This is a genomic window from Sediminimonas sp., from assembly GCF_024637375.1.
GTDB lineage: Bacteria > Pseudomonadota > Alphaproteobacteria > Rhodobacterales > Rhodobacteraceae > Sediminimonas.
This window is the reverse complement of the sequence record NZ_JAGXFK010000094.1, coordinates 1-9,512: the sequence shown is the minus strand read 5'-3', so window position 1 is coordinate 9,512 and position 9,512 is coordinate 1. Positions and strand designations below refer to the sequence as shown.

Annotated in this window: 7 protein-coding genes and 1 pseudogene; 1 reads left to right on the top strand and 7 read right to left on the bottom strand. The window is 66.6% G+C overall.

Annotation, left to right across the window (positions count from 1 at the left end; all coding sequences use genetic code 11):
• The 7 genes and pseudogenes from Q0L89_RS14705 to Q0L89_RS14670 all read right to left on the bottom strand — a co-directional run.
• Positions 1 to 470 (bottom strand): annotated as a pseudogene (locus Q0L89_RS14705) (heme lyase NrfEFG subunit NrfE); the annotation flags it as partial.
• Between the two features lie 102 nt (positions 471 to 572).
• Positions 573 to 1,157, bottom strand: coding sequence for a holin family protein (locus tag Q0L89_RS14700; protein ID WP_296766624.1), 585 nt, complete (start codon positions 1,155 to 1,157; stop codon positions 573 to 575).
• The gene (locus Q0L89_RS14695) at positions 1,148 to 1,759 is read right to left on the bottom strand and encodes a holin-associated N-acetylmuramidase (protein ID WP_296766621.1); all 612 of its coding nucleotides are present in this window, start codon (positions 1,757 to 1,759) and stop codon (positions 1,148 to 1,150) included. Before Q0L89_RS14695 ends, Q0L89_RS14700 begins: the two co-directional genes overlap by 10 nt.
• Before the next feature lie 82 nt (positions 1,760 to 1,841).
• Positions 1,842 to 2,288 (bottom strand): cytochrome c maturation protein CcmE, encoded by a 447-nt coding sequence (gene ccmE, locus Q0L89_RS14690; protein WP_296766618.1) that lies wholly within the window; start codon positions 2,286 to 2,288, stop codon positions 1,842 to 1,844.
• A gap of 15 nt (positions 2,289 to 2,303) precedes the next feature.
• Positions 2,304 to 3,332: an N-acetyl-gamma-glutamyl-phosphate reductase gene (argC, locus tag Q0L89_RS14685; RefSeq protein WP_296766616.1), complete on the bottom strand. Its 1,029-nt coding sequence runs from the start codon at positions 3,330 to 3,332 to the stop codon at positions 2,304 to 2,306.
• Positions 3,333 to 3,423: 91 nt separating this feature from the next.
• Positions 3,424 to 4,239, bottom strand: a complete 816-nt coding sequence (locus tag Q0L89_RS14680) for an aspartate/glutamate racemase family protein (RefSeq protein WP_296766613.1) — start codon at positions 4,237 to 4,239, stop codon at positions 3,424 to 3,426.
• Between the two features lie 343 nt (positions 4,240 to 4,582).
• Positions 4,583 to 8,008 carry an indolepyruvate ferredoxin oxidoreductase family protein gene (locus Q0L89_RS14670; protein WP_296766610.1) on the bottom strand — a complete coding sequence of 1,142 codons (3,426 nt, stop codon included), beginning with the start codon at positions 8,006 to 8,008 and terminating at the stop codon, positions 4,583 to 4,585.
• Positions 8,009 to 8,177: 169 nt separating this feature from the next.
• On the opposite strand from Q0L89_RS14670, the gene Q0L89_RS14665 reads away from it, so the two are divergent.
• Entirely contained in the window at positions 8,178 to 9,083 is a 906-nt protein-coding gene (locus tag Q0L89_RS14665) for a LysR family transcriptional regulator (RefSeq protein WP_296766608.1), read from the top strand.
• Positions 9,084 to 9,512 lie beyond the last annotated feature (429 nt).

Here is a 9,512-nt window from a genome sequence, read left to right as displayed (position 1 = left end):
CCCTCGGCCGGCGGCATCGCGAGCGTGTTGAAGGGGTTCTCCCAGCCCACCATCAGGAGCAGGAAGAACGCCGCGATGACGCCGAGGACGGCCGTGGCGTACGGGGCGATGTCGCGCAGCCCGCGGCGGGTGAGGAACAGCACCGCGGTCGAGAAGAGCGACAGCAGGGTCACCCACAGCAACAGCGAGCCTTCGTGACTGCCCCAGGCCGCGGCCACCTTGTAGAGCATCGGCTTGTCGGTGTGGCTGTTGGCGACCACCAGCTTGACCGAGAAGTCCGAGGTCACGAAAGCATAGGTCAATGCCGCGAAGGAAAACGCCGTCAGCAGGAATTGCGTGTTGGCGGCGGGCTCGGCCACGGCCATCCAGCCGGGCCAGCGCCGGTGCGCGCCGATCATGGGAACTATGGCCTGAACGCAAGCAACGAGGCTGGCAAGGATCAGGGCGAAATGGCCGAGTTCAATAATCATGTCGGAGATATATCGCTTTGGCCGACGATGGCCAATCGAATTCTCTGGCGGCGCCGGATCACATTGTCGCGTCCGGCTTCGGCGCCGGCCGGGCGCGGCGCCTCAGCGCCGGCCCGCGCCGGATTGACGACGCCAGTCGCCCAGGGCCGGGTTGGTGTCGGGGTGCAGTGCCGCCCGGGTCAGGCCCGCATCGCGGCCGCTGTCGGCGGCGCCGGGGCTGTCGGGGCCCGCTGGCCGCGCCTGGCCGGTCGCGGCAAACTGCCCGGCCAGATTTTGCGCCAGCCCCCGCGCGAGGCGGAAATCGTGCCCCTTGGCCTGATAGCGGGCGCCGAAATAGAACGAAACGATCGCCCCCATCAGCCACCAAAGCGGCTCGGGCACCACCGCCAACCCCGCCATGCGCGCGGCAAACCAGCCCGGATCGGCCATCGCCGCGATGAACAGCCCCAGCGTACCCAGGGCCATCGCGGGGCGCGGCACCCGGTTGAGGCCGTCCATGATCCGGTCGAAGCGGCCCCTTCCGCGGCCGCCGAACTCGGCCGCGAACTGCATCAGCGCCGCGCGCCGGCGCGCCGCATCGCGGGCGGCATCGGCTTCGGCATCGGGGCGGAACACCCGCGCCGTCTCGCGCAGCACGTTGCGCCCCTGCCCGAACAGCAACCGCATCAGCGCCTCGATCAGTCCCATGTCTTGATCCTTTCGTGAAATTCCTCCTCGCTCAGGCGATAGCGCGGCGCGATAAACACCTCTGCCCGCCTGATCCAGCCGCCCTTGCCGCCATTCCTGGTGCGCGCATACTTGCGCGAGGCCGGCCGCCGGTCGGCCAGCCTCAGGTAGTAGTTGCGCCGCGCGATCCCGTAAGCATCGCGCAGATGGCCCGGCGCCGCCTGGTAGGCCGCTTGCGCGGCCTGCGCCGTCTGCGGGCCGATCAACCCGTCCACCGCCACGTCATGACCCATTTCGCGCAGCAGGCGCTGGAGAATGCGCACCGCGTTGGCGCCGGCGTTCACGTACATGTCGAACACCGTGTCGTGCAGGGCCCCGGGCAAACGCTCGATGCCCGGGCGGCGGAAATAGTGGGTAATGAAGATGTCCACCGCGTCCGCGCGGGTCAACGCGCGCACGTCGTCCTCGTCCACGTCGCCATCGCGGTCGCGGTCCAGCCCGAGCCGCCGCATGGTGTGGATCGTCACGCCGTGGTTCGTCGCCCCGCCCGGATCGTCGGGGGCGTTCACGAAGCCGCCCTCGCGCGCCACGATCGCGGCGGCCATGTCCCGGATATCTTTCACGCCTCGCCCTTTCCCGAAATGAACGGGGGCAAGCGTGCGATCAGCGGGTTAACGCCGGCTAAGGGCGCCGCGCGGCGCGGCCTCAGCTTTCAGGTGCGGATTTGTAGATGCCTTGCTCCTTGAGCGCGTCGACAACTTCCTTTGGCATGTAATCCTCGTCGTGTTTGGCAAGGATTTCGGTAGCTTCAAAGACACCGTTCACGTAACTCCCGGTGCCGATCATGCCCTGGTTCTCGGCAAACAGATCGGGCAGAACCCCCTTGAACACCACCGGAACCGAGGCGCCGCCATCGGTCACCGAAAAGCGGATCACCTCGCTTTCGCCGCGCTTGAGCGTGCCGTCCTCGACCAGCCCGCCGATGCGAAACACCTCGGACGGGCCGGGCGGTTCGGCCACCACCTGGCTGGGCGCGCGGAAGAAATTGATGCCGTCGCGCATGGCGTAGCCGATCAGCACCGTCGACACGATCAGCGCCACCGCGGCAAGCGCGATGACCTGGATCCGGCGTTTCTTTTTCAGGCCGCGCATCGGAAACTCCTGCGTTCAGGGGAAACACGGCGCCAGCATCAGGCCCGTCGTCTCTTCAAGATCTAGCATCAGGTTGGCGTTCTGCAAGGCTTGGCCGCTGCTACCTTTTGTCAGGTTATCCAGCGCCGCGATGACGATGGCGCGGCCCGGCGCGCGGTCGGCGGTCACGCCGATGTGGCAGAAATTGCTGCCCCGCACATGGCGCGTGCTGGGCTGTTCGCCGTAAGGCAGGACGTGCACGAAGGGCTCGTCGGCGTAAGCCTCTGTCAGCACCCGATGGATTTGCGCCGCGTCTCCGTGCACGTAACTCGTGGCCAGGATACCGCGGTTGGCCGGCATCAGGTGCGGTGTGAACTGCACCGCCACCGGGCGCCCCGCAAGGGCCGAGAACTCCTGGTCGAACTCGGCCATGTGCCGGTGCACGCTGCCCACGGCATAGGCGTGATAGCCCTCGCTCAGTTCCGCGTGCAGCAGGTTCTCGCGCAGGCTGCGCCCGGCGCCCGAGACCGCGCATTTCATGTCCAGCACGATATGATCCGAATCGATCGCCTCCGCCGCGATCAGCGGCCGCAGCGCGTATTGCCCGGTGGCCGCGTTGCACCCGGTCCCTGCCACCAGCCGCGCGTTGCGAATCTGGTCGCGGTAGAACTCGGTCAGCCCGTAAACCGCCTGTTTCTGCAACTCCGGCGCCGCGTGCGGGTTGCCGTACCATTTCTCGTACTCGGCCGGGTCGCGCAGCCGGAAATCGGCCGACAGATCGACGATGCGCAAATCGCGCGGCAAGGCCGCGATCACCTCCTGGCTGGTCTTGTGCGGCAACGCGCAAAAACACAGGTCGATGGCGGAAAAGTCGATCTCGTCGATCTTGCGCAGGTCCGGCAGGTCGAGATGGCGCAAGTGCGGGAACACGGCGGACATGCTCTGCCCCGCCTTGGCATTGGCGCCAAGCGCGGCAATCTCCAGCCCAGGATGGGTGGCGATCAGGCGCACCAGCTCGGCCCCGGTATAGCCGGATGCCCCCAGAATGGCGATCTTGTGGGTCATGATTCCTGTCTTCCTTTCCGCCCGGCCGCTTGCGGCGCGCACGAGCCTACGCCTGTTTCACACGATGGAAAAGAGCCCGCCTTGACCCCGGTCAAGCCGCGGCTTCGAACGCGATGCGCCGTCGCAGGAATTGCGTGGCGCGGTCGGACACGCGGCGCGCATCGCCGGTGGTCAGAAAGCGGCTGGCTCCGCCCGCCCCCGCCATGGCCGGGTGGCGCTCGAGGTAATCCGCCAGGCTCGCGGCAACCAGCGCCGGCTGGCTGAACACCTGCACGTCGGGGCCCAGCGCGTCGGCGAACACGTCCTGCACCAGCGGGTAATGCGTGCAGCCCAGCACCGCCGCCTGTGGCTGCGGCATCTTGCGCCTGAGCGCGTCGACATGGCTGCGCACCAGCGCCTCGGCCAGGATCATGTCGCCCTCCTCGATGGCGTCCACCACCCCGCCGCAAGCCTGCGCCTCGACGTCCACGCCGATGGCGCGGAAAGCCAGTTCACGCTGAAAGGCGCGACTGGCCACCGTGGCGGGGGTGGCGAACAGCGCCACATGGTTGACCGCAACCTCACGCGGCGGGCTGTTGTCGCCCCACTGACGTTCGGTCAGCGCCTCGATCAACGGCACGAACACGCCCAGCACCCGCTTGCCCGGGGGCACACCGGTCTCCTGCATGCGCCTGAGCGCGGCGGCGCTGGCGGTGTTGCACGCCAGGATCACCAGGTCGCACCCCTGATCCCACAGGTAATGCACCGCGGCGCTGGTCAGTTCGTACACGTCCTGCGCGTCGCGCACCCCGTAGGGCGCGTGGGCGTTGTCGCCGTAATAGACCAGCGGCAACTCGGGCAGGCGCGTGCGCACCGCCTCCAGCACCGTGAGCCCGCCCAGCCCCGAATCGAAAATGCCAACCGCCATGGTCCTGCCCGCGCCCTGCCTGCCTGTCGGGCGTCACGTCACGCCCTGTGCCGTTGCCCGAACTCGAACCCGTAGGCGCGCGATTCGAGCGGTGTCGGCGACAGCTCATACGTGGCTTTGCGCAGGAAATCCATCATTGCCTTGCTGTCCCCGCCGCGGGCGCGAATCTCGCCGCCGTCGATTGGCGCGCCGACGGCGCGCCCGACTTGGCGACCATGCGCGCGGCCAAAGGCGCCGGGCCGGGTCGCGCGGGCGCGCCACCGGGCGCGCGACGGTGGACACCGCGCCGCCGGGGAATATACCGCTGGCACCGCTGCCGGTACCCGCGCGCAAGACGTGCGCCTTACTCGGCGGCGCGCGCCATGTCGGGGCCGCCCGCGCGGACCGTCGCCAGCAATTCCTCGCGCCGTTTGGCCGCCTTCGCCTCGTTCTCTTCCTTGACCGGGCCGAAGCCGCGAATTGACAGCGGCAGTTCAGCCAGCGCCACGATGGCATCGCGCGTGGCATCGTCGAGCCCTGGCAGCACCTCGGCCATGTCCGCCTCGTATTGCCGGATCAGCGCGCGTTCCATCTTGCGCTCGGCGCTGCGACCGAACGGGTCGAACGGCGTGCCGCGCAGCCCCTTGAGCCGCGCCAGCACCCCGAAGGCACGCAGCATCACCTGGCCGTACTGCTTTTTCACCGGCCGCCCGTCTGCCCCGGTTTTCGACAGGATCGGCGGCGCCAGATGGAAGGTCATCTTGAAATCGCCGTCGAATTGCTCGGCCGCCTTGGCGCGGGTTTCCAGATGCAGGCGCGCAACCTCGTATTCGTCCTTGTAGGTCAGCAGCTTGTGATAGCCCTTGGCGAGCGCCTCCTTGACGCGCGCATCCTCGACGCTGTCGACCAGCTTGCGATACCGCTTGGCCAGCCGCTTGCCCTGGTAGGCGACAAGGTGGTTTTCGCGCAGCGCGATCCTTTCTTCCAGGCTTTTGGGCTTGTCGCTCACGTTCGGCGTCGCCATGCGGGCCGCCTGCTCGGGATTGAGCGCCGCCCAACGGCCGATCTCGAAGGCGCGCAGGTTGCGCTCCACCGCCGCACCGTTGAGTTCGATCGCCTTTTCCAGCGCCTCGTGGCTAATCGGCAGCAACCCGCGCTGCCAGGCCGCGCCGAAGATGATCATGTTGGAAAAGATCGAATCCCCCAGCGTCGCCTTGGCCAGTTCGGACGCGTCGAACAGCAGCGCGCGGTCCTTCATCCGCGCCTCCAGCGCCAGTTGCAGCCGCTCGGTCGGCAGCGTGAACGACGGGTCGCGGGTGAAATCGCCGGTGATGGTCTCGTGGCTGTTGACCACCGCGCCGGTGCGCCCCGTCCGCGTCAGGCCCAGCGTCTTGGCGCCGGCCGACACAACCAGATCGCCGCCGATCAACGCATCGGCCTCGCCGGTGGCGACGCGCACGGCGTTGATGTCGTCGGGCGCCTCGGCGATGCGGCAATGGATGTGTACCGCGCCGCCCTTCTGGGCCAGGCCGGCCATTTCCATCATGCCGGCGCCCTTGCCGTCGATCTGGGCCGCTTGCGCCAGCACCGCGCCGATGGTCACCACCCCGGTGCCGCCGACCCCGGTGATCACCACGTTGAAGGTGCCGTCGATGGCCGGCAGATCGGGCTGCGGCATGTCGTCGGGCAGCTCAAGCGCCGTGGTCGCGGCCTTCTTGGGCGTCGCGCCTTCCAGCGTCACGAAGGACGGGCAGAACCCCTTGAGGCAGGAAAAATCCTTGTTGCACGCCGACTGGTCGATGGCGCGCTTGCGGCCCAGCTCGGTTTCCTCGGGCACGATGGCGACGCAATTGGATTGCACGCCGCAATCGCCGCAGCCCTCGCACACGTCGGTGTTGATGAAGACGCGCTTGTCGGGGTCGGGAAACAGCCCGCGCTTGCGCCGGCGGCGTTTCTCGGCCGCGCAGGTCTGCACGTAGATGATCACCGACACGCCCTCGTGGCGGGCGAATTCTTCCTGCACGGCGGGCATTTCGTCGCGCGGGTGGGTCTCGACATCCTTGGGAAAGCGGCCCGGGTCCACGTCTTCCTTCTCGTCGTAGACGACGGCGACGTGCTGCACGCCCATGGCGCGCACCTCTTCGGCGATACGGTAGGCGTCGAGCCCGCCCTCGTTGGCCTGCCCGCCGGTCATCGCAACCGCGTCATTGTAGAGGATCTTGTAGGTGATGTTGGTGCCGGCGGCCTGCGCGGCGCGGATCGCCTGGATGCCGGAATGGTTGTAGGTGCCGTCGCCCAGGTTCTGGAAAACGTGGTCGCGCGTGGAAAACGGCGCCTCGCCGATCCAGTTGGCGCCCTCGCCGCCCATATGGGTGAACCCGGTGGTGTCGCGGTCCATCCATTGCACCATGTAGTGACACCCGATGCCGGCATAGGCGCGGCTGCCATCGGGCACCTTGGTCGAAGTGTTGTGCGGGCAACCGGCGCAGAAATAGGGCAGCCGCGCGGCGATGTCCTCGGCGTTGTCGCCGGCGCGTGCCTCGTTGAGCGCCGCAAGCCCGGCCTTGATGCCCTCGGTGTCGCGGCCTTCCTCCATCAGGATGCCGCCAAGTTTCTCGGCAATCCAGACCGGGTCGAGCGCGCCGCGCGTCGGGAACAGCTCCTCGCCATGCATCGATCCGGCACCGCCGCCCTTGTACCAGCCATAGACACGGCGGCCGCGGCGGTCGGCAAAAATCGCCTCCTTGATCTGCACTTCCAGCAACTTGCGCTTTTCCTCGACCACGACGATCAGATCCAGCCCCTCGGCCCAGTCGTGGAAGCTCTTCATGTCCAGCGGGAAGGTCTGCCCCACCTTGTAGGCGGTCAGGCCCAGCCGCTCGGCCTCGGCCGCATCGATGTTGAGCAGGTCCAGCGCATGCACCAGGTCAAGCCAGTTCTTGCCGGCGGCGACGAACCCGATCTTGGCGCCCGGCTTGCCGATCATGCGCTTGTCCATGCCGTTGGCGCGCGAAAACGCCTCGGCCGCGAAACGCTTGAAGTCGATCATCCGCGTTTCCTGGGCGTGGGGCGTGTCGATCAGGCGGATGTTCAGCCCGCCCTCGGGCATGTCGAACTCGGGCGTGACCATGTGCATCCGGTCGGGGCGGCCATCGACCACGGCGGTGGCCTCGATGGTGTCCTTCATCGTCTTCAGCCCCACCCAGACGCCTGCGAAGCGGCTCAGCGCGTAGCCGTAGATGCCGTAATCGAGGATCTCCTGCACGCCCGCAGGGCTGACCACCGGCATGTAGGCATCGACAAGCGCCCACTCGCTCTGGTGCAGCACGGTCGAGGATTCGCCGGTGTGATCGTCGCCCATGGCCATCAGCACCCCGCCATGGGGCGACGTACCGGCCATGTTTGCATGGCGCATCACGTCGCCCGAGCGGTCGACGCCCGGGCCCTTGCCGTACCAAAGGCCGAAGACGCCGTCGAAGCGCCCCTCGCCGCGCAGTTCGGCCTGCTGCGCGCCCCACAGCGCGGTCGCGGCGAGGTCTTCGTTGAGCGCCTCCTCGAAGCGCACGTCCGCCTCGGTCAGGACCTTCGCGGCGCGGTTCATCTGCATGTCCACCGCCCCCAGCGGCGAGCCGCGGTAGCCGGTGACATAACCGGCGGTGTTCAGTCCCGCGCTACGGTCGCGCGCTTTCTGCATCAGCATCAGGCGCACCAGCGCCTGCGTGCCGTTCAGCAGGACCGGGGATTTTTCCAGGTCGAACCGGTCGTTGAGCGAAATATTCTGTGTCGTCATCGCGCGTCTCCCTTCGCAGGATGCCTCTTGAAGAGTATAAGGCAAGGATAGGTCACAATAAGTGACCTACAAAGAAAAAATTCCGCGATTTTCGCCGCGGCGGACATGGCCCGTACGAGTTTTGTGGGTATTTCGTGTACAACGAAAAGACGAATCGAAAGTTGCGATCATGGACTGGGACAAGCTCAGAATATTTCACGCCGTCGCTGACGCCGGTAGCCTCACCCATGCGGGTGAGGCGCTGCACCTGTCGCAATCGGCGGTCAGCCGGCAGATTCGGGCGCTCGAAGAGGGCTTCAACACCACCCTTTTTCACCGCCATGCGCGGGGGCTGATTCTGACCGAGCAGGGCGAATTGCTGTTCGACGCCACGCGCGCCATGGCCAAGCGTCTCGACGCCGCCGCCGCACGCATCCGCGACAGCGAGGAAGAGGTGTTCGGCGAGCTGCGGGTCACCACCACCACAGGATTCGGTACATTGTGGCTGGCCCCGCGCCTGTCGCGGCTTTACGAGAAGTTTCCCGACCTCAAGATCGACCTGATGCTGGAGGAACGGGTACTCGACCTGCCCATGCGCGAGGCCGATGTCGCCATTCGCATGAAGGAACCCAGCCAGGCCGACCTGATCCGCAAACGCCTGATGAACATCCGCATGCGCCTTTACGCCTCGCCCAGCTACCTGGCGCGCCATGGCACCCCGCAGGATCTGTCGGAAATCAGCAATCATCGCCTGATCTGCCAGAACCCGCGGGCTGCACAGGTTGGCGCCGGCGCATCGCTGGTGCAGCATATCCTTGCCCACGAGATCCGCTCGACACTGACCGTGAACAACTATTTCGGGGTGTTGCAGGCGGTTCTCAATGACCTCGGAATCGGCGTGCTGCCGCACTACCTGATCAACGATTTCCCCGACCTGGTGCAGGTTCTGCCTGACGTCGAGTCGGTCGAGGTGCCGGTGTTCCTCGCCTTCCCGGAGGAATTGCGCCATTCCAAGCGGATCGCCGCCTTCCGCGACTTCGTGCAGGAAGAGATCATCAGTTATCGCAAACAGGCCAAAAATCAGGCATTTGGTTAGCGTGCGCCGGCGGCCATGCGCAGCGCGCATAGCGGCCATGCTGCAAGCGCAGCATAAATTCGCTTGAACGTTCCGGAAACGATACCTATTTCAGCATTCGACGATGATGTTGATCATGATCGCATCATTTTCATACCTCCCTGTTGGACTTGGCCGGACCTTTGTGTCCGGCCATTTTTTTTGCGCAGCCGCGGGTCCGCCGCCGCCTGCCGGGCGGCAGGCGGCGCCATTTGCCGCGATTGTAACGATGCCGGCCGCGCGCCTTCACATTGCGACGCGGCCCATCACGCCCGCGTGACAGCGCGTTGTCGCGCTGCGGCCGGAGATATAGCTGAAAGTTGGTGATGGCCCCTGAGGGGCGGCATATCATGGCGGTGTCCAGACGCCGTCAATTCTCTGGAGAGAAAGGGATATGCCACATGACGAAGT

What these genes read in the sequence shown, in the direction of transcription:
- Q0L89_RS14700 (WP_296766624.1), bottom strand. Translation starts at nt 1,157, where the DNA reads ATGGGACTGATCGAGGCGCTGATGCGGTTGCTGTTCGGGCAGGGGCGC.
- Q0L89_RS14665 (WP_296766608.1), top strand. Translation starts at nt 8,178, where the DNA reads ATGGACTGGGACAAGCTCAGAATATTTCACGCCGTCGCTGACGCCGGT.
- Q0L89_RS14680 (WP_296766613.1), bottom strand. Translation starts at nt 4,239, where the DNA reads ATGGCGGTTGGCATTTTCGATTCGGGGCTGGGCGGGCTCACGGTGCTG.
- Q0L89_RS14670 (WP_296766610.1), bottom strand. Translation starts at nt 8,008, where the DNA reads ATGACGACACAGAATATTTCGCTCAACGACCGGTTCGACCTGGAAAAA.
- ccmE (WP_296766618.1), bottom strand. Translation starts at nt 2,288, where the DNA reads ATGCGCGGCCTGAAAAAGAAACGCCGGATCCAGGTCATCGCGCTTGCC.
- argC (WP_296766616.1), bottom strand. Translation starts at nt 3,332, where the DNA reads ATGACCCACAAGATCGCCATTCTGGGGGCATCCGGCTATACCGGGGCC.